Genomic DNA, 22,899 nt, shown 5'->3' with positions numbered 1-22,899 from the left:
GCCGGATCACTGGAAATTGCACGGAATGGGCAGGCCCAGGGTCGAGATGCCGTTGCACATCGACTTGCTCGCCAGCTTCCATTGCCCGTCGATATAGCGCCATTCGGCGGGGATCTGCAGGGTGGGCTGACCGACGCGGCTGCCGTTGATCACCGCGGTGTGACTGTTGCCGTCGTGGGTTTCGGGCCCGGTCACCACCGCCGAGCCTTTCGGGGCGCGAAAGATGCCGATCCGGTAGACCATCTTCGGCACGATCACCGCCCGTGATCCGCCCTCTAGTTGTGCGGCCTTGACGTGATCCGGCGCCTGGCTCGCTACGAGTAGCTGGATCTGGGCATTGAGTTCCTCCAGCGTGGGGACGGGCGCCGTGATGGCGAAGTCCTCGGCGCTGGCGAGGGGCGCTGTCGCCACTGAAAAGGGCACGACAACAGCGCTGGCTACCAGGCAGATCAGGCGCTTCATCAGCGGTTCCTTAATTTGAAGGAGAAGTATTCGGTTAACCATAGAAGTTTGGTTAGCCTAAGGCAACACCTTCGTCGGGAACGCAGGGTGCGAAAGTTTGCGCGGCAGGCGTCAGAGCCGCAGTGCGGCCGCGGTGGCCGGGCCGACGATGCCGTCGACCTTCAGCCCGCGGGTGCGCCGTTGGAACTCCTTGACCGCAGCCTCGGTCTGCGGTCCGAAGACACCGTCGACCTCGAGATCCCCCGCATATGCCGCGTAGGCGGACTTGAGCCGGCGCTGCAATGCGGCGACCTCCGGACCCTCCATGGGCCGATACAGCAGCACATCGGTGTACTGCCCCACGGGCACAGGCGGTCGAGGTGTCGGCGCCGGCTTGCCGACATCGCCGATCTGCGCCTGGATGTCGGTGCGCAGGATGTCCATGTCGATGGCGCCCGGATCCCATTTGCCTTGCGCGCGGCCGGCGTATTCCTTGTGCCCTATGGTGCGTTCTGCGCTCTGCGCCAACCGGCGGTTGATCGCGGCGCAGCACCGCACCAGAGCGAAATACTGTGCATCAGGCCAGTTTTTGCGATGCGGCGCCGTGGGGCTGGTACCGCTGTTGGCGCACTCGATACCGATCATGTGCCAGTTGCCCATGTTCGTCGGCAACCACGGATACATGCCGACACCGGCGTGCCAGGCCACCCCTAGTGCCACAACCGTCACCGTTCCGTCGCGCGCGATGTGCAACTGCGACAACGGCCCGGGCAGGTCTGGGCGCCCACTGGCAATCGATGCAGCGGTGGCAGTGTCCGACCCGGTGTGATGCACCATCACCCCGCGGATGTCCTTGAAATCACCGTGCCCCCGGGTGCGCCAGCCCGGGTACTCGACGAGGTCGATACCTTCGGCGCGGAGCACGTCGGCCAACCAGACCGGATCCCCGGTCCATCGTCCTGTCTGAGGCACTGAGAATCCTTTTCTTACGCAGCAAACCACCTGTGGGACCAAGCGTACGCGCGGGGACCGACAGCGCCTCACTCTCACCGACGCGGTCAGACCGGTTATGTGTCAATACCTTTGCCCACGGCGATACCACCTGCTCAGCACCCTGGAAGCACATTCGCCCCCAGCACGGTAAGCAAACATATCGACCTGGTTGCAGCCGGTCTTTCCGTCCGCATCGGCGGTCAGATGTGCGAGCATCTGCGCATGGATCCGAAGGACGACCCCGAGGCTCGCATTCGGGAGCTCGAGCGCCCGTTGGCTGACGCCGCCCAAGCATCCGAGTTGGGCATCGGTAAAGCCGCGGGCCCTTCCGGTCCACCGCCGACCCAGCCGTGGACCAACGCATTCCCGCCACCGCCCCCGGGACCCCCGGCTCCGTGGCCGGGCTACGAGCCCTACCCCGCTCCGCCGCAACCGCGACGCACTTCGGGCGCCACGCCGTTCTTCATCCTGTTCGGCGCACTGACGGTGATCCTGGTCGCCGGCGGTATCGCGGCCACTGTGATGTTCAGCAATACCGACACACGCACCACAGACGCAGCCGACACCGACACGGTCACCGACAGCCAGTCGACGACAATCCGGCAGACAACAATCAACGGAGTGCCAGTGCCCGGATCCGTTGCACCCACTGAGGTTCCGGCGGGAGAAACGGTGATCGTCTCGGGCATCAAGGAGCACCGGACCGTCGAGTGCCGGGAAAACACCGTGATCGTGAGCGGCATCGAGAACGAGATCGAGATCCTCGGCCACTGCATCGCGGTGACCGTGTCCGGCGTCGAGAACGTCATCACCGTCGAATCCGTCGAAACCATCGGGGTGTCAGGATTCGACAACCGGGTCACCTACCGCAGCGGGGAACCCGAGGTGAGCAAATCGGGTCAGTCCAACGTGGTCGAGGCGGGCTGATCGGATTCCGCCGGGCGGTCGAGGCGCCGGAGGAATTCGTCGAGCAGACCCACCAGTGGCGCCGGATTGTCCTCTGGCACCCAGGCATAGGAGTCGTCGATGAATTTGAGTGCGGCCTGCGGCAGCGTCTGCGCCAGACGCGCAGCTCCTTCTGCGGGGAAATAACGTTCCTCGCGTGGCCAGACCACGAGCGCGGGTCGGTCGTAGTCGGCCAGCCGGGGTGAGTACTCCGCCAGGTATGCCGGCGACAACCCACTGAGGAAACGCCGGAAATCGTTTCGCACCAACGGATCACTGCGCAACGGCCGCAGGTAGGAAGCCATGATGTCGGCCGGGATGGGGCGCTTGGTCGCACCGCCGTAGGTGATCCGGAGACGCTGCACGGACTTCAGACCGATCAACGTCGACTGCAACAGTCCGGCACCGGGCAGCGAGGCGAGCCGGGACAGCAGTTTGACCGGCCACGGGTCGGAGTCGAAAGCGTTGGTGGCGACGAGCACCAGGGCCTCGACCCGCTGCGGGTGACACGCGGCGACCACCTGGGCGATGTCGCCGCCGTAGCCGTTGCCGACGAGCACCGCCTGCGGGATCTCCAGCGCGTCGAGCAGGTCGACGACGGTGCGGGCCAGCCCGGGTAGGGTGAGATCGGCGTCGGGCAACGCCGGGATGTGCGAGCCGAGCGCCAGATCGGGTGCGATGCAACGGATTCCGTTGCCGAGGCCGTCAGCCACGTGACGCCAGACCAATCCGTTGGCGACGAGTCCGTGCAGCAGGACGACCGGACGGCCGTCACCGCATTCGCGCACGCCGACCGGGCCGCAGGGCAACGGGACCGTCCGCCGGGAGCTGAGTGTGATCATCTACCTGCCCTCTCGCCGCGAGCATCGGGACATAAATCAATACAGACTGTATGCAAACACATCATTGGCAGAACATCAATACATACAGCTTGTTAAAATTTCCCCGTGAGTGAAGACGCACGCGACGGCCGCGAACAACGCAGCGAGGCCACCCGCTCGGCGCTCGTCGCCGCGGCGCGATCACTGTTCGTCGAGCGGGGCTACGCGGCCGTCTCCACCGGGGACATCGCGCGGGTCGCCGCCGTGACCCGAAACGCCCTGTACTACCACTTCCCCACCAAGGAGGCGGTGTTCCGAGCGGTCTACGAGGACGTCGAAGGCCAGTTGGCACAGCGGGTGCTCCCGGCAGCGCTGGCCCAGGCCACCAGCCGCGGCCAACTCGAGACAGGCATCGAGGAGTTCCTCGACGGCTGCCTCGACCCCACCGTGGCCCGGATCAGCGTGTTGCAGGCGCCCGCCGCGCTGGGATTCGCTCAGATGCGCGAGATCGACAACCGCAATTACCTCGGAGCCCTCCGCGACGGCATCCGTAGCGCCGTCGAGGCCGGTGAACTCCCCGACCTTCCCGTCGAGACCCTGGCGTCGATGATCGTCGGGGCGCTGGACGAGGCCGCCCTGCTGATCGCGACCGCCGACGATCCGGCCGCGGCCCGGCGCGACGCCGGCGTGGTGGCCCGGGCGCTGGTCGACGGGTTGTTCGTGGGCTGAACTACAGCACCTTCGACAAGAACTCCTGCAGCCGAGGATGTTTCGGGTTGTCGAACACCTCGGCCGGCGAATCGTCCTCGACGATGTTGCCGTCGGCCATGAAGATCACCCGGGAGGCCACCTCGCGGGCGAAACCCATCTCGTGGGTCACCACCACCATCGTCATGCCGCCCTCGGCCAGATCACGCAGCACCTGCAGCACGTCGCCGACCATCTCGGGGTCCAGCGCGCTGGTGGCCTCGTCGAACAACATGATCGACGGGTTCATCGCCAGGGCGCGGGCGATCGCGACGCGCTGCTTCTGGCCACCCGACAACGTGGCGGGTTTGACATGGGCCTTCTCCGCCAGCCCGACCTGAGTCAGGAGCTCGATGGCCCGCTTCTCCGCCGTGGCCTTGTCCATCTTCCCGGTCAACAGCGGCGCCAGCGTGACGTTGTCGATCACGGTCATGTGCGGGAAGAGGTTGAAGTGCTGGAAGACCATGCCGATGTGCTGACGGACCTTGTCGAGGTCCACCCTGCGGTCGGTGAGATCGAAATCGTCGACCGTGACCTTTCCTGCGGTGATGTCCTCGAGCTTGTTGAGGCACCGCAGAAAGGTGGATTTTCCCGATCCGGACGGTCCGATGACGCAGACCACCTCGCCCTTGCTGATCGTGGTGTCGATCCCGTCGAGCACCACCAGGTCGCCGAATGACTTCTTGAGGCCCTCGATGCGGATCTTGACAGTGCCCTCGGGTTCGGCCGCCGCCGCTTCCGGTACCAGCTGGGTCATTTCCCTCTGCCTCCTACAAGCCGACTCTCGATCCTGTCAGAGAATTTGGTGAGCGCCATGATGACGATGAAGTAAATGATGCCGATGATCAGCCACATGGTGAACGACTGAAGGTTGCGGGCGATGATCAGTCGCCCGGTCTGGGTCAGTTCGGCGATGCCGATCACCGACAGGATCGAGGTGTCTTTGAGGGTGATGACGAACTGATTGACGTACGACGGGATCATGGTCCGAATAGCCTGCGGGAGAATCACTTTGCGCATCGTCGGTAGATAGCCGATGCCCAGGCTGCGGGCCGCCTCCATCTGCCCCTTGTCCACCGACTGGATCCCGCCGCGGACGATCTCGGTCATGTACGCCCCGGCATTGAGCGAGAGCGTGATGATGCCCGCGGTCAGTGCGGTCATCTGGATTCCCAGTGCCGGCGGGACACCGAAGTAGATGAAGAACGCCTGTACCAGCAGCGGAGTGCCTCGGAAAATATCGACGTAGGTGGTACCGATTGCCCGCAGCACGATCGACCGCGACACCCGGAACAGCCCGAAGACGATACCGAGCACCAGCGCGATGGCGATCGACACCACCGTGAGGATCAGCGTCATCTTCAGGCCGGTCATCAGGAACGGGAATGTGCTCTTGAGCAGTCCGATGAACGAGTTGTCGGCCTCGCCGGCCCCTTCGCCGAGGTATTTCTCGATGATCTGGTCGTACCGGCCGGAGTCCTTGAGTTCCTTCAGGCCCGCGTTGAACTTCGCCAGCAACTCGGCGTTGCGACCCTTGTTGACCGCGAAGCCGTAACTGGAACCCTTCTCCTTTTGCGTGACGGTCTTGAACCCGTTGCCCCGTTGGATGTTGTAGTTGAGTACCGGATAGTCCTCGAAGACCGCGACGGAGTTACCCGTCTTGACCTCCTCGAACATCGACGACGAATCCGCGAATGAGACGATCTGGAAGCCGTACTTGTCCTTGATCGACTCGGCGAACGCCGCACCCTCGGTGCCGTTCTTCACCGCGACCCGTTTGCCCTTGAGGTCCGCGTAGGACTTGATGTCCTGGTTGTCCTCCAGCACCGCCATCTGCACGCCGGACTCGAAGTAAGGGTCGGAGAAGTCGAAAACTTTCTTGCGCTCGTCGGTGATCGACATGCCCGCGATCACGCCGTCGGCCTGGTTGGCCTGGACGGCCTGCAGCGCGGCATCGAAGCCGAGCGGCTTGATGGTCACGTTGAACTTCTGGTTCGCCGCGATCTCGTTCAGGAGATCGATGTCGATCCCGACGAATTTTCCTTGCTCGTCCTGGAATTCGAACGGCGCGAAGGTGATGTCGGTAGCGACGACGTAGGTCTCGCCCTCGGCGGCGGCTCGGGCCGGCGCCAGCATCGCGGCCCCGATCAGTCCGACCGACAACGCCACGACGGCGGCCAGCAGCCGGTGCGGGAACCGGATTACTCCGGCGATACCCGGCGCGGATTCGGATCTCATCGCCCAGTCTCCTATCCAGGTGTGAAACGACGAGTTCCCACGCTATCGCCGTCACTGCGATTAGGGCGGGATTTACCGGGGCACGGTTCGGCGACTCGATGGAGTCGCACGGCCGGACTGCGTGCCGCCTGGGACGGCGCGCGCAGCTCATCTCAGCGTGGTTCGCGGCCTCGCAGGGGCGGGTGGGTGAGCCACAGGAGCCGACGGGTCGTCGAATTGTCCTGTGCGCGAGGATAGTTGCGCAGGGAAGGTCCCCTTTGCGCCACCGTCCGATGGCAACCCGCGTGGTGGGCTTTACAAATCATCCGACCTGTCCATACCTGCGCCGCGAGAACCCGCTCTGTAAAAGGACGTTCGGCCGCAGATGCCCCTTATTGAGGTAGTGGACTACGCGTGAGGAATGACTGCGGTCAGTCGTACGTTTCTTTCATGAGAGCGTTGGAGAGTAAGGCGCTCGGTTCAGAGGAAGTTTCGACATGAGCGTTTTCCATCCGGTTTCCGCCGTCCGACGCGAAGCCTCGACAGACATCACGACGCGCCGACACACGCACGCGCCGGTGCTCATCACCGAACAGCAGGTGCTGTTCAGCACCGCCGCGGCAGCGGGCACACAAGCGCACCACAACGTCATCACGATGATGTCGCATGCGGTGTCCTCGGTGACAGACCGCTGGCGGGCGCACCGCGCCCGCCCGTATTACCCGTCGCACTACAGCTATCTGGAGAACAGCCTGATGGCGCGGGAGATGGACCGACTCTGACCGGCCGGCCCGGTCATCCGGCCAGGGCGACCGGCGTGATGACCTCGGAGTAGCGCGACGCGTCGCCGGCGATCACCCGGCTGTGCCGTCCGTGGACATCGACGGGGATGTCGCCGGCCAGGGTGATCCGGCTGAGCCGGCGGAACTGGTCGTCGTAGTCGGCCACGGCGTAGTGCTGCGTGGCCCGATTGTCCCAGATCGCCAGGTCCCCCAACTCCCAGTTCCATCGAATCGTGTTCTCCAACTTGATGACCCGGTTCTGGAGCAGTTGGAAGAGGGTCGCCGACTCGGTGGGACTGAGCCCCACGAACTGTTTGATGAAGTGCCCGAGCAACAGCACACGTCTGCCCGTCTCGGGGTGGACCCGCACCACCGGATGCTCGGTCTCGTAGTACGAGGACTCGAACTCTTCGCGGTACTTGCGGTGGTCGTCTGCAATAACGGCCTGGCCCTCGTGGTCGGCCTGATCACCGGCCGTGTAGTCGTACTGGTTGGTGTGCACGGCCCACAGGTTCTCGACCAGCGCACGCAACGGCTCGGGCAGACGGTCGTAGGCGACCTCGGTCGACGCCCACGTCGTGGTGCCGCCGTACTCCGGGAGCGTGACCGCCCGCAGCAGCGAGGCCTTCGGGATGCGGTCGACGAACGTCACATCGGTGTGCCAGCTGTTCGCTTTGTCATACCGCGAGTCGATGGGCAGGATCCGGTCGCCGCGCGAGGTGACCGTCGGATGCGCCCGGGTCGGGGTGCCGAGCAACCGCGCGAACGCCCACTGGCCGTCGTCGTCGAGGTGGTGTTGGCCGCGGAAGAAGATGACCTTGTGTTCAAGAAGGGCATCGTTGATCGCGGACACCGTGGCGACGTCGAGGTTGCCGTTGACGTCGATTCCGTCGATGCGGGCCCCGATGTGGGCACCGAGCTTCACTACGCGCAGAGAGGACACCCCGTCACCATCGGCGATGGGGTGTAACAGCACCACGGTTGCGCTCACTACGAGCGCAAAGACCGTCGAACGTCAGTCGATGCGGATGACGTACGTGCCGTCGTCGTCGCGCTCGATCTGACCGTCGAGGGCATTGATCCACACCGGGGTGTCCCGTCGCGAACCGAGGAACGCGCTCTGCACGGAGCCGCCCGGCTGCAGGTCGACATTCCACTCGTCGTCCTGGGCGACGATGGTGAGGAGCTCCTCACCGTCGGCGCGACGGATCGAGATCACCTGGCCGTTGGAGTCCAGATCCTCCAGCCCGGCATCGTCGTCATCGAGGTACTCATCAAGCTCAGCGTCATCGAAGATCTCGGCGTCCGAACCTCTGACATCGTCATGCACGCCGACGACTGTACTCAGCATCACGTCCACCGATGCAGACCCCGGCGGATTGAACCGCTAACGTGCATCCGACGTTTACAGGCTGTTCGCCCGGGGAACAAGGAGTCCCGCTGCGGCGTTGGCGAGAAACATTGGTCTTGAACTTAGGAGGATCATTCATGGCTACCGATTACGACGCCCCGCGCGTCAAGGAGACCGACGAGCCTGCCGAGGAGTCGCTGGAGCAGCTGGCCACGCGGCGCACCGCGGCCGACACGGCAGTCATCGACGAGGACGAGGTGGTCGATTCGTTCGACCTGCCCGACGCCGACATCTCCGGCGAGGAGCTGAGCGTGCGGGTCATCCCGAAGCAGGCTGACGAGTTCACCTGTTCCAGCTGCTTCCTGGTGCAGCACCGCAACCGGTTGGCGCTGCAGAAGGGCGAGCAGCAGCTCTGCGTCGAGTGCGTCTGACACAGAGCCGGACCGCGGCCTGACGGCCGGACGGGCCTTAACGGCAGCAGTTGGGGTCGAGCACGGAACACAGCGCCACGAGCGAGTCCCGGCGCGGGCGGTGGTAGACGTTCATACCGCGCCGTTCGGACTCGACCATCCCCGCGCGCCGCAATTGGGACAGATGGTGGCTGACGGTGGATTCGGCCAGGCCGACCGCAGCCGCGAGATCACATCCGCAGACTTCTCCCGCCTCGGCGCTGAACAGCAGCGACACCAGCTTGACCCGCACCGGGTCGGCCAGCGCTTTCAGCCGCAAGGCAATCTCCAACGCACCGTCGTCATCGATCGGGCCTGCCGCCACTGGTGTGCAGCAGACCGGTTCGGTTGTGTCGACCACAGGTAACGCCTTGGGCATGCACCCCATTCTGCCAGAGGATATTGACATACGTCGAAGAGGTGGCATCATCGATGCTGTCCGAAAGTTCGACATAAGTCGCAGAGGTTGGGAGCCTGTAATGTCCCGCGCACAACTTGCCTTGAACGTCGACGATCTCGACGAGGCCATCACGTTTTACTCGAAGCTCTTCAACACGGCGCCGGCGAAGGTCAAGCCCGGCTATGCCAACTTCGCCATCGCCGCTCCCCCGCTGAAACTGGTGCTCATCGAGAACCCCGGGCACGGCGGGACACTCAACCACCTCGGTGTCGAGGTCGAGTCCAGCGACCAGGTGCACGCGGAGATCGCCCGCCTCACGGACGAGGGCATGTTCACCGAGGAGGAGATCGGCACCACCTGTTGCTTCGCCACCCAGGACAAGGTTTGGGTGACCGGTCCCGCCGGCGAAAAGTGGGAGGTCTACACGGTTCTCGCTGACTCCGAGACCTTCGGCACCGACTCACCCGCACTCGATGCCACCGAATCCGGCGGCACCTGCTGCGCGTCGTGAGCCAGGTTGCCCCCGCGCGGCTTTCCACGCTGGACCGGCTGCTCCCGGTGTGGATCGCGTTCGCGATGGCCGTGGGCCTACTGCTCGGAAGGCTCGTTCCCGGAGTCAACACCGCACTGAATCACGTTCAGGTCGACGGCATCTCGTTGCCCATCGCGCTAGGCCTGCTCATCATGATGTATCCGGTCCTGGCGAAGGTGCGCTACGACCGGCTCGATCGAGTTACCGGAGATCGCAAGCTGTTGATCAGCTCGCTGATCCTCAACTGGGTGGTTGGCCCTGCCCTGATGTTCGCGCTGGCCTGGCTGTTTCTGCCCGATCTGCCCGAGTACCGAACCGGCCTCATCATCGTCGGGCTGGCTCGCTGCATCGCCATGGTCATCATCTGGAACGACCTGGCCTGCGGCGACCGGGAAGCGGCGGCGGTGCTGGTCGCCCTGAATTCGATCTTCCAAGTGCTCATGTTCGCCGTACTCGGCTGGTTCTACCTGTCAGTGCTGCCGGGCTGGCTCGGGTTGGAACAGACGAGTATCGACACATCGCCATGGCAGATCGCGAAGTCGGTGATCATCTTCCTGGGTATCCCGCTGCTGGCCGGGTACCTGTCACGTCGCATCGGTGAATCCGCGAAGGGCAGGGACTGGTACGAGTCGACGTTCCTGCCACGTATCGGACCGTGGGCCCTATACGGACTGCTGTTCACCATCGTGGTGCTGTTCGCACTTCAGGGTGACCAGATCGCCACTCGTCCCTGGGACGTCGCGCGAATCGCGCTGCCGCTGCTGGCGTACTTCGCGATCATGTGGGGCGGCGGCTATGCACTGGGCGCAGCGCTGGGGCTGGGCTATGAGCGCACCACCACCCTGGCGTTCACGGCCGCAGGCAACAACTTCGAACTGGCGATCGCGGTGGCGATCGCGACGTATGGCGCAACCTCGGGCCAAGCCCTGGCAGGCGTGGTCGGCCCGCTCATCGAAGTGCCCGTGCTCGTCGCGCTGGTCTACGTGTCACTGGGATTGCGGCGCCGGTTCGACGCCGTAGGAGACGACCGACCCGCGAGGAACACTCGATGACGGCGCGCGACCGCCCCAGCGTGCTGTTCCTGTGCACGCACAACGCCGGCCGGTCCCAGATGGCGATGGGCTTCTTCGCTCACCTCGCCGGAGACCGAGCATCCGTGTTTTCAGGCGGTTCGGAGCCCGCTGACAAGGTGAATCCCGCCGCGATCGCCGCCATGGCCGAAGTCGGTATCGACATCGCACACGAACAGCCACAGCGATGGACCGACGACATCGTCGAGGCGAGCGATGTCGTGATCACGATGGGGTGCGGGGACACCTGCCCGTACTTCCCCGGCAAGCGCTACGAGAACTGGGAGTTGGCCGATCCGGCCGGTCTCGGAGTCGAAGCGGTCCGTCCGATCCGGGACGACATCGCACGACGCGTTGGCGTCCTGCTCGGGGAACTGGGACTCGATTCCACCGATTGATTTTCCCGTGTCCGGTCACGCTGGTGGCCTACCGTGACATTCGTGACTGAAGCGGCCATTCGTCAACGCATCGCCGAGGGTGTGGATGCGATCCGTGCGCGCGATCTGGACACGCTCACGGCCCTCTACGCACCCGATGTCGTGTCCTTCGACCTCGGGGCACCGCTGCGGTACGCAGGTGACGACAACAAGCGAAGGGCCTGGCAGGAGGTCTTCACCGCGTACACCGGGCCGATCGGCTACGACGTACACGAGCTGACCGTCACCACTGAAGGCGACATCGCGTTCGTGCACAGCCTCAACCACGTCCGCGGCACCCTGGCCAGTGGCCGCGACATCGACATGTGGGTGCGATGGACGGCATGTCTGCGGTGCGTCGACGGCGTCTGGCGCGTCTTTCACGACCACGTCTCGGTCCCCGCGGACCTGGAGTACGGCAAGGCAATTCTGAATCTCACCCCGTGATCCACCAGAACCGGCCCCACCGGCGCGCATAGTTCCTATCCTCAGACCTGCAGACCGACAACGACGTTGGAGGCGCAGATGACCGAGGGCGCGACGGCGGAAGCTCGACATACCGAGCACAGCTACCACTTCGACCGGCACACCCCGCAGTATCGCGACCAGTTCGAGCCGATCACCGCGGAGATGCTGGGCTCCTGTCCGCTCGCCTGGACCGACACGTACGGCGGGCATTGGGTGGCCGCCGGCAGCAGCGAGGTTTTCGAACTGGCCCGTTGCCCACACATCTCGAACGACAACGACGTCATCGGAGATCGAAAAGGCTACCGGGGCATCAACATTCCGCGCGCCGAGGTGAGCACGCAGTTCCGCGGCGGCATGTTGGAGATGGATGATCCCGAACACCGCGCCTATCGGACACCGCTCAACGGATACCTGTCACCGGCCGCGGTCGCGCGGTGGAAGCCGGTGGTCGACGAGCTCGTCAGGGCCTGCCTGGACGAGAAGATCGAAGACGGCAGTATCGATTTCGTCGACGATCTGGCGAACATCGTCCCGGCGGTGTTGACGCTGGGCCTGCTCGGTGTTCCGCTCGCCGAATGGGAGATCTACTGCGAGCCCGCGCACGCGTCGGTGTACACGCGCGCCGACTCTCCCGACGCGAAACGCGTCTTCGACCTGTCCTTGGCCTCGGCAGTGCACATGATGGGCCACGTCGCCGTGATCCGCGAAGATCCGCGCCCGGGATTGATCGATGCCATGGTGCAGATGCGGATAGACGGCGAACCGGCACCCGATTCGGAGATCCTGGGCATGCTCATGCTCCTGATCGGCGGCGGTTTCGACACCACGACGGCGCTGACGGCGCACTCGCTCGAATGGCTCTCCCAGCACCCGGATCAGCGTGAGCAGTTGAGCCGGGACCGCGCTGCGCTGCTCGATTCGGCCACCGAGGAGTTTCTGCGCTTCTTCACCCCGGCGCCCGGGGACGGCCGCACGATCTCCGAGGACATCGAGTTGGATGGGGTACCGCTCAAGGAAGGTGAGCGGCTGTGGCTTTCGTGGGCGATGGCCAACCGCGACCCGCGTGTTTTCGAGAATCCAAACGAGCTCAGGATGGGCCGAACGGGTAACCGCCACTTCAGTTTCGGTTTGGGCGTGCACCGCTGCATCGGCTCGAACGTGGCCCGGACGGTGTTCAAGTCGATGCTGACCGGCGTGCTCGACCGGATGCCGGACTACCGGTGCGATCCGGCCGGCGCCGTCCACTACGAGACCATCGGCGTGATCCAGGGCATGCAACACCTGCCCGCGACTTTCACCCCAGGTCGGCGGACCGGACCGGATCTGGCCGAGACACTGGAGAAGCTGCAACGGATCTGCGATGAGCAGCAGTTGGCCGCGCCGATCACCGTGCACAAAGCCACTGCGGTCATCGACTGAAAGCGAACGGCATGACAGCCTTGATCCCTATGCGACACCTGATCATCTCCGCCTGTTCCGCGCTCGCGATGGTGGCGGCGACTGCGGTCGCCGCCCTGCCCGCCCCGTCGACCGCGCTGGCGGCCTGCCCGAACGGCGAGGACAACGACACCTACACCCAGAACTGTGTCCCCTATCTGGTGCCGAACTCACCGAACCGCAACAGCCTTTGTCCGCCCGGGGTCAGCGGCACGGAATGCGGTTCGGCAGAGATCCAGACGACCCCAACTGCGCCGGTCGCTCCGACAGGCCCCGAGCAGGGGCTCGAAGACGTGAGCACGCCCGACTTCTGACGGCCATCATGACAACCGGATCCCACGGTGACATCCAGCTCGAGAATGACTGGTTCCGGGTCACCAAGTGGACGATCGACCCGGGCGGCGCGATACCGATGCACCGGCACGATCACGAGTACGTGGTAGTTCCCATGGTCACCGACACCATGCACGTTGTCACTGCCGACGGCACGGAGATCGTCGCGGAACTTGTAGCCGGGCAGAGCTATTCACGTCCCGCGGGCTCCGAGCACACCGTCGAGAACCGCGGCGAGCGCGATCCGATCATCTTCGTCGAAGTTGAGCGACTCGCCTGACGCGTCGCCCCGCACTCATATGCACCAAGGCAGGCACGGGAACGTGATTCCCGGGCTACCTCATTTGTCCGCTGAGTCCATGTGACGCACGCATCAGCAACATTGCGCCCTGACAGGCGGTTTTCCCCCGAATCGGGGGACGACGAGAGGTCCGCGCGACCATAATCTCGGTGCCATGGCGAACAACGGAAACAACGATTGGACCCAACCAGCAGCACTAGCCATCCCCAAGGAGGGCTACTTCGAACTGACCCGGGGGCGCTACGGACCGGTCTTTCCCCGGACTCCCGCCTGCTACGGATTCAACATCATCGCCAAGGTGAAGGAAGGCCGCGAGGACGCGATCCGCGCCTACGGCAAGCAACTCGAAGCGGCGGTCGCCGCGCAGCCCGATGTGCTTGCCCCGCTGAAGCTCCACTACCTGCGTTGGAACCTGTTCGACGTCGGCTCCGGTCTGCACTTCCAGTACCAGGGCATCTTCGACACCGACTTCGACAAGTACACCGAGGACGCCGTCAAACTGTTCAGCTCGACCGGCATCACCACGGCCTTCGTCAACCTCGAGGGCTTCCCGGAGGACTGGAAGACCAACCCGGAAGCCTTCATCATGTTCGTCCGCAACCATCAGGTGCCGAGCTTCCTGGAGTACGGCGAGTACCCCTACGTCACCTCCGAAGAGGTCAAGAAGGCGTTGCGGCTCAAGGCCGCGTTCGCGGACATGTTGGATCAGATGCAGTGACCATGGATGCACTGACGGACCTCGAATTCGACGACATCCAGCACATCATGCTGACCGGCACGCCCCACCTGACTGGCCGGTATGAGTTCCTGTCCTTCGACAGCCCCGAGGCCGGGCGAGCCTGGCTGACCGAGATGGTGCCGCTCGTGCAGTCGGCCACCGATGTCCGTGAGACGGTCAACGTCTTCAAGCGTTGGGTCAACCTGGCCTTCACCTGGAATGGGTTGCGCGCGTTGGGTCTGGACGAGGATTCACTGGCATCGTTCCCGGACGAGTTCCGCGAAGGCATGGCCTCGCGGGCCGACATACTCGGGGACACCGGTGCGGCCGCACCCGAACACTGGCTGGGCGGGCTCGCCGGCGACGATCTGCATGCCATCGTCATCCTGTTCGCCCGGGACGAGGCCGAACGCGTGCGGTGCGTGGGCGAACACGACGCCCTGCTGGCCCGCTGCCCCGGGGTGCGGTCACTGTCGCATCTGGATCTGGCCGCCACGGCACCGTTCGAGTACGACCACGACCACTTCGGGTACCGCGATCCGGTGTCCCAGCCGCAGATGAAGGGTTCGGGCGAGGAGTTGATACCCGGTGCAGGTGGGTACCTGGCACCCGGTGAGTTCATCCTCGGTTATCCGGATGAGGAAGGGTTGGTGGCGAACCAGCCCACCCCCGAGGTGCTTTCACGCAATGGCAGCTACCTGGCGTACCGCCGATTGGAGGAACATGTCGGGGTCTTCCGCGACTACCTGAAGCAGAACGCCGACGGGACCGAGGGCGAGGAGCTACTGGCTGCCAAGTTCATGGGCCGGTGGCGCAGCGGTGCGCCGCTGGTGCTCGCACCTGAGCACGACGATCCGGAGCTCGGTGCGGATCCGATGCGCAACAACGATTTCGATTACGGAACGATGGATCCGCACGGCTATGCCTGCCCGATCGGCGCCCACGCCCGCAGGCTGAACCCACGCGATACCGAGCCGAACCCGAATCGGCGCAGGATGATCCGGCGCAGCGGCACCTATGGGCCGGCGCTACCCGACGGGGGGGCCGACGACGGAGTCGAACGCGGGGTCGGGATGTTCCTGATCTGTGCCAGCCTGGTGCGCCAGTTCGAGTTCGCCCAGAACGTCTGGATCAACGACTCGGCATTCAAAGACCTCGGCAACGAACACGATCCCATCTGCGGCACCCAGGACGGCACGTTGGACTTCAAGATTCCTAAGCGGCCGATCCGCAAGGTACACAAGGGGTTACCTGCATTCACCACGCTGCGCGGCGGGGCGTACTTCTTCCTGCCCGGCCTGAGCGCGCTGCGTTACCTCACAGACCTCGAAACAAAGGAGACAGCATGACCACTCCCCGTTCATACGCCCGGACCTACAACCAGGCCCACGTCGCCCGGCCGCACAACGGCAAACGACGCGTCAGCATCTACTGGTCGTGGAGCTACCCGTGGGAGGTCCAGCGCGACCCCGCGGAACTGTACAACCGGTTCTCCACGGTCACCGAGGTGCGCCTGGCCACCTGGCCGGCCTACGAGACGCCCGAGTACAGCCCCAAGGAGTTCCTGCAGGGCATCGACGGGACGCTGGAACTGTTCCACCGGTCGTCCCTGAATTTTCAGGAGGTGGCCGGTGAAGCGACCGGCCATCCGGTGGCGGTGTTCCAGCGGGTCGATCAGGCCGGGTACCGGTTGCCGATCGATGAACGCATCCTCGACGACACCGACACCCTGATGATCTTCGGCCTGGACCACCTGCTCGGCGACGAGGCCGCCACCGAAGAAGAGATCGCCGCGATCCAGCAGTGGTTGAAGCGTGAGGGCACCTGCCTGATGCTGGCGCCGCACCATGACGTCGGGTTCATCGACGACAAGGAACAGCAGCAGATGGAGTATCTGCACCACGGTGACCCGCTGACTCCGCGCGTCCAGCGGTTCAGCGGATTCGCGCGGTCGCTGCTGACCGGATTGAACATCCCGGTGCACAACACCTGGGGCCTGCGCCCGGCCACGGTCGAGGGCACCCGACAGATTGTGCCGCTGACCACGTTCCGCGATCTGGATTCCGCGGGGCTGCTGCGCGACGTCAGCACACTGGCCTTGCATCCGCACCTGCCGCACTACGAGCTGACCGCGCCCGAAGGGCCTGACCTGCGAGTGCTGGGCCGGCAGCCGATCGACATGACCCGGCCGCATCCGTTCACCTTGGCGGGGAACACCGAGTTCAACGCGATCGTCCACATGCCGCCGTCGGGCGACCGCGCCGGTGACATCGTGCTGGTCGACTCCACCCACTTCACGACGCTGTTCGGCGCCAGTGACAGCCTGAAGTCCTTCTGGCGCAACCTGGTCACGATGGCCTGATGAAGTCCGGCATGAACGATCTCCTCTTGCAGGGGTCGAATATCGCCGTCGTCTTCTTCGTCGTCTCCAGCACTCTGGCCGTCGGTCTCGGCTTGACCGTCGGCCAGATCCTGGCCCCGCTCAAGAACATTCGTGTCGTTGCGCTTGCTCTCGCGGCCAACTTCGTGCTGGCGCCGCTGGCCGCGTTCGGGCTGTGGCGGGTGTTCGATCTGGACGACCCGCTCGGGATCGGGCTGTTGTTGTGCGGGCTCGCGGCCGGCGCACCGTTTCTGATCAAGCTCGCCGAGTTCGCAAAGGCCGACATGGCCTTCGCGGTGGGTCTGATGGTGCTGTTGATGGTGGTGACCGTGGGCTACGTGCCGTTGATTCTCCCGATCTTCGTCTCCGGCACCGCCGTCAATCCCGCACAGATCGCGTTGTCTCTCGTGGTCCTGATGCTCATCCCGCTGGCTGCGGGCCTGCTGCTGCGGGCCCGCGGTCCCGGGGTGGCCGGCCGGCTCCAGCCTGTGATCGCGAAGATCTCCACCGTCAGCATGATTCTGGTGATCACGTTCACGATCGCCGCCCATTTCAACAGCGTGCTATCGGTTTTCGGCACGTTCGGCATCTTGGCGGCGGTCATCTATACCGTAATCTGCGCCGGGATCGGTTGGCTCATGGGCGGTCCCGGGACACGGGAAGTGCTGGCGCTGGGAACCGCTCAGCGCAACGCAGCCGCGGCGTTCGTGGTCGCCGGGCAGAACTTCGACGATCCGAAGGTGGTCGTGATGATCACCGTGGTGTTGATCGCGGAGTTTCTGCTGCTGTTGCCGTTCTCGCGGCGGCTCGCGCGGTCTCGCTGAGCAAACCGAGTCGGTCGGCCTCGGCCACCGCGGCAGCGCGCGAAGAGACGCCCAGCTTGCGGTAGATCGACTTGGCCTGGCTCTTCACGGTTTCCCGGCCGATGACGAGCTCATCAGCGATGCGCTGCAGAGACAGATGCGTGGCCAGATGTGGGAGCAGCCTGAGCTCGGCTGTCGTCAGCGACGGCCGAGTCCCACGGGCGGCGCGTGCAGACGACACAGCCCGGAGACGGCCGAGCCATTGACCGATGCCGACGGCCTCAGGTTCGCGCCGATGTGTGCGTTGCGCCTCGGCCAGGTGACGCTCGCAAAGTTCGGTGTCGTCGATATCGACGGCGGCGCCCGCGACCAGCACATGAGCCATCAGGGCGGTGCGGGCGGACAGATCACCCAGCCGCTCGAGGAGCCGCTCGGTCGCTCGCACCGCCGAGCGCACTCCGGCCACGTCCCCGCGCCGGGCCCGGACCAACGCGTCGACCGCGTAGACCACCACCATCGGGACCATGTCGGACAGGTCGCGGGAGTCGACGATCGAGCGAGCGGCGTTGGTGTGTGCGACGGCGGCCGACAGATCACCGTCGCCGAGATCCAACGCGGCGAGATGCGCCAGCGCGGCGGCCTGGAATCCAGGGAGGTCTTCGATCACCGGCAACGCAGATTCCAGGGTGCTGCGGGCCTGCTCAGATTCCCCGAGCATGGCCAGGGCCGTACCTTTCATCGTGGTGGCCGCACCCCACCAGGGGTTGACCAGGTGATCACCTGCATCACAGACGGTTTCGGAATAACGGATCACCTCCCCTATGCCGCCGATACCGATCAGAGAACCGATCAGCGCCGCAGCCACCTCGACCGATGGAGTGCCATCGGAGAGCGGTTTACCGGTGTCAGCCGCGCTCGCAGTCACCAGCGACCGCTGGATCAACTCTGCGTCACCGGTCATCACCCCCAGCCAGGCCCGCGCGATCGCGGCGTCGGGGTATTCGGTGAAGGTCTGCTCGTCGATCAGACTGAGCCGCCGGGCCAGGACCCCAGCCCGGCCGTCGAAACCCAGTCGCACGGCGTCGATTCCCACGAGCGCGGCGGCATGGGCCCGGTCGCCGGCGGCCAGGGCCTGCAGCAGCGCCCCGTCGACGTCACCGGCTTGCGCGAGCCGGTCAGCCGCGCGAGCTGCCAATTCCCGGAACCGGTCTGGATCCCGGTCACGGAGGCGCGCACGCAACAGGTCACCGAACAATTGGTGATAGCGGTACCAGACGCCTTGAGCATCCAGGGAAATCAGAAACAGGTTGCCGGATCGAGTGATCGCGTCGAGCATCGCAGCCGAATCGGTCCGGCCCAGCAGCGCGTCGAGTTCGTCAGCGGAGAAGCGGTCCAGCGTCGCCGATTCCGTCAGGAATGTGGCGGTTTCGGGGTCCAGCGCACTGAGCACCTCCTCCACCAGGTAGTCGGCCACCAGCCGGTGCCGGCCGGTCACCGCCTCGGCAGGGGCGCCGTCGCGCAGCGCCAACGCGGCCATGACCACGCCGGCTGCCCAGCCTTCGCATTTGTCTAGTACCCGCGCGATCGTGGTCTTGTCAGCATCACCGCCGACGGCGGCAAACGCGGCCGCACCTTCGGTGCCGGACAGCTTCAGTTCCGGGATTCCGATCTCGAAGAGATAGCCCTGTAGCCGACGCCGGGCCAGGTCCAGTGCCGGGATCTGCCGGCCGATCAGCGCCAGAGTCGTCGATTTCGGGGCCAGGTCCACCACGGCGCGCAGGGCGTCGACGGCTGCGGGCGCCGACAACTCGTGAACGTCGTCGAGCACCAGAACCACAGGCCCCGCGTTTTCGAGTGCCTGGATGAACGCCGGCACCAGCTGGTTTTCGGCGCGGCCCGCGCCCTGCAGGTAGTGCAGCACTGCCGGGTCGACGGGTTCTACCTCGTTCAGTGCCGTCGCCAGGTGCAGCAGCAGGTGCGCGGGGTCGTTGTCGAGGTTGTCGAGCCGCACCCATGCGAAGGGACGCTCATCGGCGTCGTCCCACTGCTCCATCGCGGTGGTCTTGCCGTATCCCGCTGGGGCGGCGACCGACACCAGACCGGTGCGGTTCTGCAGTAAGCGGTTGATTTCCGGGCGCGGAACACCGGCGCGTGCCGTGGCAGGCCGTCCCACGGTCGCCACCGGAACGTGCGCCGGCCAGGATCCTGCTCCCACCTGGGCATCCTAGGTCAGAGCGTCGACTGGCTACACGATCAGAAATGCCAGCGGGTGGTCTTGACCCGCTGCTGGAACGCCTCGAGCGCCGCCAGGTCCTTCTTCATCAGCGGCTTGTTGACCTTCTCGGTGAAGAAGTCGATCAGCGGGCCGGCGAAGAACGCGGTCATGACTGTCCCGACGCCGACCTGTCCGTGGAACGCCAACGCCAATCCGACGAACGCGAGGTCCTGGGCCACGCGCACCGCCCGGTACGGAAGGCGGGTGTGGTCGACGATGATCGGGGCGATGGCGTCGTAGGGCGCGTTGCCCAGCGCGGCGGTCATGTACATCGACGCACCGGCCGCGAACAACGTGATGCCGACGAGGAACATCGCGGTCTGCAGCACGCGTCCGGGATCGGCGGGAACCAGTGGGCCAAGCAGCGCCGAGAACCACTGGATGAAGTAGCCGGTCATGACCATGTTGATGATCGAGCCGATCCCGATGTACATGCGGCCGAAGAAGAGGACCGGGATCAGCAGCACGGCGTTGCTGATCAGCTGGTAGGTACCGAGGTCGAGACCGATCGTGTTGCTGATGCCGATGTTGGCCGCGGTGTAGGGATCCACGCCGACCTGAGCGACACGCAACACGGCCGACCCGAATCCGAGGATGGCCACGCCCACCAGGGCCCAGAACGACCGCCGCCAGTAGTGCATGTTCTGACTACCCACAATCCACGACTATCGCAGAGCGAGGTGGTCATTCACGGTCGACGCGACGGGAGTCCGTTCTAGGACTGCTTGGTCAATGTGAACGAGAACCGCTCGCTGCGCTCGGCCGGGCCACAATCGCTCGCTTCCCAGGTGGCGTAGCCGGTGCCGGCCAGTGTCGCGTCGTCCCACGAGAGTGTGCGTGAGGCAGTCAGCGGGGTGCCCTCACAGGTCCCCGCGTCGGTCCACGGGCTCACCATCGTCCACCGTCCACCGTCCAGGTGGGCCCGCCCGCCATACGGTGCCCAGGTCGCACCGCCGGTGGCCGCCACGTCGGCGCAACCCTGGCCACACGACGTCACGGTCCAGGTGCTCCACGTCGACGGGCCATCGTGGTCGTAGCGGTAGGTGCCGTTGAGTTCCTCGGCGAAAGCCGGGCTCGCGAAACCGACAGCCGTTCCGGCAAGAACCATCGCCGGAATAAAGCCCATGACAAGTCTCACGATCGCACTCCCCTGAAGTCGCCCCGACCCGGTGCCCAAAATTGACGCGGAGAGCATCTCACACGAAGGTGCCTCCGGCACAGCAGAATTGGCACTGCGGCGACTCGAGTCGGCGCGGTTGAGCAGGGATCGCCTTAGCTGGCAAACCAGCCGCGGGTCAGCGGGATTCGACCTCGGATTCGACCAACCCGGCGCTGCGGGCGTTGACGACGACGTGTTCCCAACTCGTCGCCACGGCCGCGATCACCGTGATGGCCGTCGCGAAGCCGGCCAGTGAGGCCAGCACCGTGGCCCATTCCCCGCTGGTGGCGACACTGAGCAGGAGCGCGACGAACGCTCCGGCGAGTACCAGCCCGGCGGCCAGCGCACTGCGCCCCCATGTGGCCCGGCGCAAAGAATCGATCAGTGTCATGCAACCCACTGTGCCCGGGCTGACTGAGCAGGGATGAAGCGTTTCCTATGGAAACCTTGTCAACTGCCTGGCCATGATTGGCCAGGCTTGCAGTCGTTATTCGTGACTGGCTGTCACGCTTCACGCCGCGCCGGGGGCCGTTGACTGGGCCCAGGTGGTCGGGGCTCGGCGCGCGATGTTGTCGGCTCCGAGGATATCTGCGTGTTCTGCGATGTATCCGCAGGTCCGGCAGAGAAACTGGGCCTGGCTGGTCCGGTTTCGTCTATCGATATGGCCGCAGGCCGTGCAGCGCTGGCTGGTATGGGCCGGGTCCACTCGGACTATCGGCACGCCGGCGCGGGCTGCTTTGTAGGTGAGGAACAGCCCGAGTTGGGCGAAGGCCCAGCTGGCATGTGTGGCGCGTTGGGGCTTGCGAAGCCGTACCCGTTCGCGGATGCCGGTCAATTCTTCAACCGCGATCCCGCGTCCGGTGCGTTCAGCCTCGGCCACGATCCTCTTCGAAATCTGGTGATTCACATCCGCAGCGAAACGCGCCTCCTTGCGGGCGCGTTTGCGCAGAAGCCGTTTCGCCGACTTGGTGTTCGTCTTCTGCAGTTGGTGGCGCAGTTCGCGGTTACGGGTGCGGCGGTCTTTCACACTGCCGCGGCCGGCCGCACCGTCCGGAGCCTCAGCACCATATGCGCCCATCAACTCATGTGCCAGGGGCCGGTCACTAGTAACTGCAATGTTCTCAATCCCCATATCCACCCCGATCCAGCCCTCGGCGGTGCCTAGATGCCCACCGGCGCGCACCGCCGGTTCCGGCACATCGACAGTCGCGATCAGATACGCCACCAACCTGCCGCCACCGCGTCGGCGGCGGCGGATCACCAGATCGGTTTCGCCCCTGCGATACGCACGCAGCAGGGCGATGTGGGCCGGTTCGCCGACAAATCGCAGGTTCTTCAACCGGCCCTCGACGGTCCAGATCGACACCACACCACCGGTAGCGCTGTCGGAGTCATGAGCCCAGGACAGGCAACGATCATCGAACGGCTGGGCCGACAACGCCCCGAACCGGATCGGATTCGCTTCCACCTTCCGTCGGCGTCTGCTGCCCGGTTGCCCGTACCGACCGTTACGGAGATTCGCGCGCAACGAGACATACGAATCGGCGACCTTCCGGATACATGCCTGTGCTACCTGGGCACCCAGCCCAGCATGCGCGCGTGCCGCGGCGTACGTAATTGCCCGCAAATCCCGGCGCCGAAAGGTTTTTTCTCGATGCGCGATCGTCGACACCAGATTCGCTGTCTCGTTACATGCGATCAGGGTGCGGGCCAACACATCCAACTGGGCAGCATCAACCTCCAGTCGAACCTGCACCACCTGCTTCATACCGGCACGCTAACCCCAGCTACCGACATTTAGCCTTTGAGTGGGCCCGCGGGGGCAAACATCCAACCGGAACGCGTAGTGATCCCTGAATCT

Annotated in this window: 26 protein-coding genes and 1 pseudogene; 14 read left to right on the top strand and 13 right to left on the bottom strand. The window is 64.9% G+C overall.

Features of this window, described 5'->3' with window-relative positions:
* Positions 1-6: 6 nt before the first annotated feature.
* Both AB0876_RS04815 and AB0876_RS04810 read right to left on the bottom strand, forming a co-directional pair.
* Complete coding sequence (locus AB0876_RS04815) at positions 7-462, bottom strand: MTB12 C-terminal domain-containing protein (protein WP_526041367.1); 456 nt, start codon at positions 460-462, stop codon at positions 7-9.
* A 111-nt stretch (positions 463-573) separates the two neighbouring features.
* Positions 574-1,413, bottom strand: a complete 840-nt coding sequence (locus AB0876_RS04810) for a peptidoglycan recognition protein family protein (RefSeq protein WP_526041366.1) — start codon at positions 1,411-1,413, stop codon at positions 574-576.
* A 243-nt stretch (positions 1,414-1,656) separates the two neighbouring features.
* Here AB0876_RS04810 and AB0876_RS04805 point away from each other — a divergent pair, with 243 nt between their 5' ends.
* Positions 1,657-2,361, top strand: coding sequence for a DUF3060 domain-containing protein (locus AB0876_RS04805; RefSeq protein WP_491839729.1), 705 nt, complete (start codon positions 1,657-1,659; stop codon positions 2,359-2,361).
* Here AB0876_RS04805 and AB0876_RS04800 read toward each other — a convergent pair.
* Positions 2,334-3,221 carry an alpha/beta fold hydrolase gene (locus tag AB0876_RS04800; RefSeq protein ID WP_526041365.1) on the bottom strand — a complete coding sequence of 296 codons (888 nt, stop codon included), beginning with the start codon at positions 3,219-3,221 and terminating at the stop codon, positions 2,334-2,336. The two genes, AB0876_RS04805 and AB0876_RS04800, sit on opposite strands and share 28 nt — an antisense overlap.
* A 105-nt stretch (positions 3,222-3,326) precedes the next feature.
* Here AB0876_RS04800 and AB0876_RS04795 point away from each other — a divergent pair, with 105 nt between their 5' ends.
* On the top strand, positions 3,327-3,929 hold the full coding sequence (locus tag AB0876_RS04795) for a TetR/AcrR family transcriptional regulator (RefSeq protein ID WP_526041364.1): 603 nt from the start codon (positions 3,327-3,329) through the stop codon (positions 3,927-3,929).
* A gap of 1 nt (position 3,930) precedes the next feature.
* On the opposite strand, the gene AB0876_RS04790 is transcribed toward AB0876_RS04795, so the two are convergent.
* Together AB0876_RS04790 and AB0876_RS04785 are read right to left on the bottom strand one after the other, a co-directional pair.
* Entirely contained in the window at positions 3,931-4,704 is a 774-nt protein-coding gene (locus tag AB0876_RS04790; protein ID WP_526041363.1) for an amino acid ABC transporter ATP-binding protein, read from the bottom strand.
* A complete protein-coding gene (locus AB0876_RS04785; RefSeq protein ID WP_491839733.1) occupies positions 4,701-6,185 on the bottom strand; it encodes an amino acid ABC transporter substrate-binding protein/permease in 1,485 nt (494 codons plus the stop codon). Before AB0876_RS04785 ends, AB0876_RS04790 begins: the two co-directional genes overlap by 4 nt.
* Positions 6,186-6,661: 476 nt before the next feature.
* On the opposite strand from AB0876_RS04785, the gene AB0876_RS04780 reads away from it, so the two are divergent.
* Positions 6,662-6,946 carry a hypothetical protein gene (locus AB0876_RS04780; protein WP_491839734.1) on the top strand — a complete coding sequence of 95 codons (285 nt, stop codon included), beginning with the start codon at positions 6,662-6,664 and terminating at the stop codon, positions 6,944-6,946.
* Between the two features lie 13 nt (positions 6,947-6,959).
* Here AB0876_RS04780 and AB0876_RS04775 read toward each other — a convergent pair whose 3' ends face one another.
* Together AB0876_RS04775 and AB0876_RS04770 are read right to left on the bottom strand one after the other, a co-directional pair.
* Positions 6,960-7,889: a TauD/TfdA dioxygenase family protein gene (locus AB0876_RS04775; RefSeq protein ID WP_526041474.1), complete on the bottom strand. Its 930-nt coding sequence runs from the start codon at positions 7,887-7,889 to the stop codon at positions 6,960-6,962.
* A 72-nt stretch (positions 7,890-7,961) separates the two neighbouring features.
* Positions 7,962-8,276 carry a hypothetical protein gene (locus tag AB0876_RS04770; protein WP_236734649.1) on the bottom strand — a complete coding sequence of 105 codons (315 nt, stop codon included), beginning with the start codon at positions 8,274-8,276 and terminating at the stop codon, positions 7,962-7,964.
* 158 nt (positions 8,277-8,434) lie between these two features.
* On the opposite strand from AB0876_RS04770, the gene AB0876_RS04765 reads away from it, so the two are divergent.
* The gene (locus AB0876_RS04765; protein ID WP_064931836.1) at positions 8,435-8,728 is read left to right on the top strand and encodes a DUF4193 domain-containing protein; all 294 of its coding nucleotides are present in this window, start codon (positions 8,435-8,437) and stop codon (positions 8,726-8,728) included.
* 37 nt (positions 8,729-8,765) lie between these two features.
* Here the strand turns inward: AB0876_RS04765 and AB0876_RS04760 are convergent, their stop codons facing one another.
* Entirely contained in the window at positions 8,766-9,125 is a 360-nt protein-coding gene (locus tag AB0876_RS04760) for an Rv2640c family ArsR-like transcriptional regulator (protein WP_526041362.1), read from the bottom strand.
* A 100-nt stretch (positions 9,126-9,225) separates the two neighbouring features.
* Here AB0876_RS04760 and AB0876_RS04755 point away from each other — a divergent pair, with 100 nt between their 5' ends.
* From AB0876_RS04755 to AB0876_RS04710, 10 genes and pseudogenes are all read left to right on the top strand, one after another.
* A complete protein-coding gene (locus AB0876_RS04755) occupies positions 9,226-9,657 on the top strand; it encodes an ArsI/CadI family heavy metal resistance metalloenzyme (protein ID WP_491839735.1) in 432 nt (143 codons plus the stop codon).
* Positions 9,642-11,146: pseudogene (arsB, locus tag AB0876_RS04750) on the top strand (ACR3 family arsenite efflux transporter). The gene AB0876_RS04755 and the pseudogene arsB overlap by 16 nt, the downstream one beginning before the upstream one ends.
* Before the next feature lie 42 nt (positions 11,147-11,188).
* A complete protein-coding gene (locus AB0876_RS04745; protein ID WP_491839737.1) occupies positions 11,189-11,611 on the top strand; it encodes a YybH family protein in 423 nt (140 codons plus the stop codon).
* 78 nt (positions 11,612-11,689) lie between these two features.
* Positions 11,690-13,051, top strand: a complete 1,362-nt coding sequence (locus AB0876_RS04740; RefSeq protein WP_526041361.1) for a cytochrome P450 — start codon at positions 11,690-11,692, stop codon at positions 13,049-13,051.
* Between the two features lie 29 nt (positions 13,052-13,080).
* Positions 13,081-13,383, top strand: a complete 303-nt coding sequence (locus AB0876_RS04735) for a hypothetical protein (protein WP_491839739.1) — start codon at positions 13,081-13,083, stop codon at positions 13,381-13,383.
* 8 nt (positions 13,384-13,391) lie between these two features.
* Entirely contained in the window at positions 13,392-13,682 is a 291-nt protein-coding gene (locus AB0876_RS04730) for a cupin domain-containing protein (RefSeq protein ID WP_491839740.1), read from the top strand.
* 175 nt (positions 13,683-13,857) lie between these two features.
* Positions 13,858-14,421, top strand: coding sequence for a hypothetical protein (locus AB0876_RS04725; protein ID WP_526041360.1), 564 nt, complete (start codon positions 13,858-13,860; stop codon positions 14,419-14,421).
* Between the two features lie 2 nt (positions 14,422-14,423).
* The gene (locus AB0876_RS04720; RefSeq protein WP_526041359.1) at positions 14,424-15,770 is read left to right on the top strand and encodes a Dyp-type peroxidase; all 1,347 of its coding nucleotides are present in this window, start codon (positions 14,424-14,426) and stop codon (positions 15,768-15,770) included.
* Complete coding sequence (locus AB0876_RS04715; RefSeq protein ID WP_526041358.1) at positions 15,767-16,783, top strand: hypothetical protein; 1,017 nt, start codon at positions 15,767-15,769, stop codon at positions 16,781-16,783. Before AB0876_RS04720 ends, AB0876_RS04715 begins: the two co-directional genes overlap by 4 nt.
* A gap of 11 nt (positions 16,784-16,794) precedes the next feature.
* A complete protein-coding gene (locus tag AB0876_RS04710; RefSeq protein WP_526041357.1) occupies positions 16,795-17,625 on the top strand; it encodes a bile acid:sodium symporter family protein in 831 nt (276 codons plus the stop codon).
* Here AB0876_RS04710 and AB0876_RS04705 read toward each other — a convergent pair.
* From AB0876_RS04705 to AB0876_RS04685, 5 genes are all read right to left on the bottom strand, one after another.
* The gene (locus AB0876_RS04705; RefSeq protein WP_526041356.1) at positions 17,555-19,819 is read right to left on the bottom strand and encodes a winged helix-turn-helix domain-containing protein; all 2,265 of its coding nucleotides are present in this window, start codon (positions 19,817-19,819) and stop codon (positions 17,555-17,557) included. The two genes, AB0876_RS04710 and AB0876_RS04705, sit on opposite strands and share 71 nt — an antisense overlap.
* A gap of 38 nt (positions 19,820-19,857) precedes the next feature.
* Positions 19,858-20,535 (bottom strand): YczE/YyaS/YitT family protein, encoded by a 678-nt coding sequence (locus AB0876_RS04700; RefSeq protein ID WP_491839746.1) that lies wholly within the window; start codon positions 20,533-20,535, stop codon positions 19,858-19,860.
* Between the two features lie 59 nt (positions 20,536-20,594).
* Positions 20,595-21,017: a hypothetical protein gene (locus AB0876_RS04695; protein WP_491839747.1), complete on the bottom strand. Its 423-nt coding sequence runs from the start codon at positions 21,015-21,017 to the stop codon at positions 20,595-20,597.
* Positions 21,018-21,174: 157 nt separating this feature from the next.
* Complete coding sequence (locus tag AB0876_RS04690) at positions 21,175-21,429, bottom strand: hypothetical protein (protein ID WP_526041355.1); 255 nt, start codon at positions 21,427-21,429, stop codon at positions 21,175-21,177.
* Between the two features lie 120 nt (positions 21,430-21,549).
* Entirely contained in the window at positions 21,550-22,806 is a 1,257-nt protein-coding gene (locus AB0876_RS04685; protein WP_526041354.1) for a transposase, read from the bottom strand.
* Positions 22,807-22,899 lie beyond the last annotated feature (93 nt).

Origin of the sequence: Mycobacterium sp. NPDC049093 (assembly GCF_040704635.1) — a bacterium.
Taxonomy (GTDB): Bacteria; Actinomycetota; Actinomycetes; order Mycobacteriales; family Mycobacteriaceae; genus Mycobacterium.
This window is presented reverse-complemented; position numbering and strand designations above follow the sequence as displayed.

Coding starts and splice junctions, on each gene's coding strand:
- AB0876_RS04815 (WP_526041367.1), bottom strand. CDS start 462: ATGAAGCGCCTGATCTGCCTGGTAGCCAGCGCTGTTGTCGTGCCCTTT.
- AB0876_RS04805 (WP_491839729.1), top strand. CDS start 1,657: ATGGATCCGAAGGACGACCCCGAGGCTCGCATTCGGGAGCTCGAGCGC.
- AB0876_RS04800 (WP_526041365.1), bottom strand. CDS start 3,221: ATGATCACACTCAGCTCCCGGCGGACGGTCCCGTTGCCCTGCGGCCCG.
- AB0876_RS04790 (WP_526041363.1), bottom strand. CDS start 4,704: ATGACCCAGCTGGTACCGGAAGCGGCGGCGGCCGAACCCGAGGGCACT.
- AB0876_RS04785 (WP_491839733.1), bottom strand. CDS start 6,185: ATGAGATCCGAATCCGCGCCGGGTATCGCCGGAGTAATCCGGTTCCCG.
- AB0876_RS04780 (WP_491839734.1), top strand. CDS start 6,662: ATGAGCGTTTTCCATCCGGTTTCCGCCGTCCGACGCGAAGCCTCGACA.
- AB0876_RS04765 (WP_064931836.1), top strand. CDS start 8,435: ATGGCTACCGATTACGACGCCCCGCGCGTCAAGGAGACCGACGAGCCT.
- AB0876_RS04760 (WP_526041362.1), bottom strand. CDS start 9,125: ATGCCCAAGGCGTTACCTGTGGTCGACACAACCGAACCGGTCTGCTGC.
- AB0876_RS04755 (WP_491839735.1), top strand. CDS start 9,226: ATGTCCCGCGCACAACTTGCCTTGAACGTCGACGATCTCGACGAGGCC.
- AB0876_RS04740 (WP_526041361.1), top strand. CDS start 11,690: ATGACCGAGGGCGCGACGGCGGAAGCTCGACATACCGAGCACAGCTAC.
- AB0876_RS04735 (WP_491839739.1), top strand. CDS start 13,081: ATGCGACACCTGATCATCTCCGCCTGTTCCGCGCTCGCGATGGTGGCG.
- AB0876_RS04730 (WP_491839740.1), top strand. CDS start 13,392: ATGACAACCGGATCCCACGGTGACATCCAGCTCGAGAATGACTGGTTC.
- AB0876_RS04725 (WP_526041360.1), top strand. CDS start 13,858: ATGGCGAACAACGGAAACAACGATTGGACCCAACCAGCAGCACTAGCC.
- AB0876_RS04720 (WP_526041359.1), top strand. CDS start 14,424: ATGGATGCACTGACGGACCTCGAATTCGACGACATCCAGCACATCATG.
- AB0876_RS04715 (WP_526041358.1), top strand. CDS start 15,767: ATGACCACTCCCCGTTCATACGCCCGGACCTACAACCAGGCCCACGTC.
- AB0876_RS04710 (WP_526041357.1), top strand. CDS start 16,795: ATGAACGATCTCCTCTTGCAGGGGTCGAATATCGCCGTCGTCTTCTTC.
- AB0876_RS04690 (WP_526041355.1), bottom strand. CDS start 21,429: ATGACACTGATCGATTCTTTGCGCCGGGCCACATGGGGGCGCAGTGCG.
- AB0876_RS04685 (WP_526041354.1), bottom strand. CDS start 22,806: ATGAAGCAGGTGGTGCAGGTTCGACTGGAGGTTGATGCTGCCCAGTTG.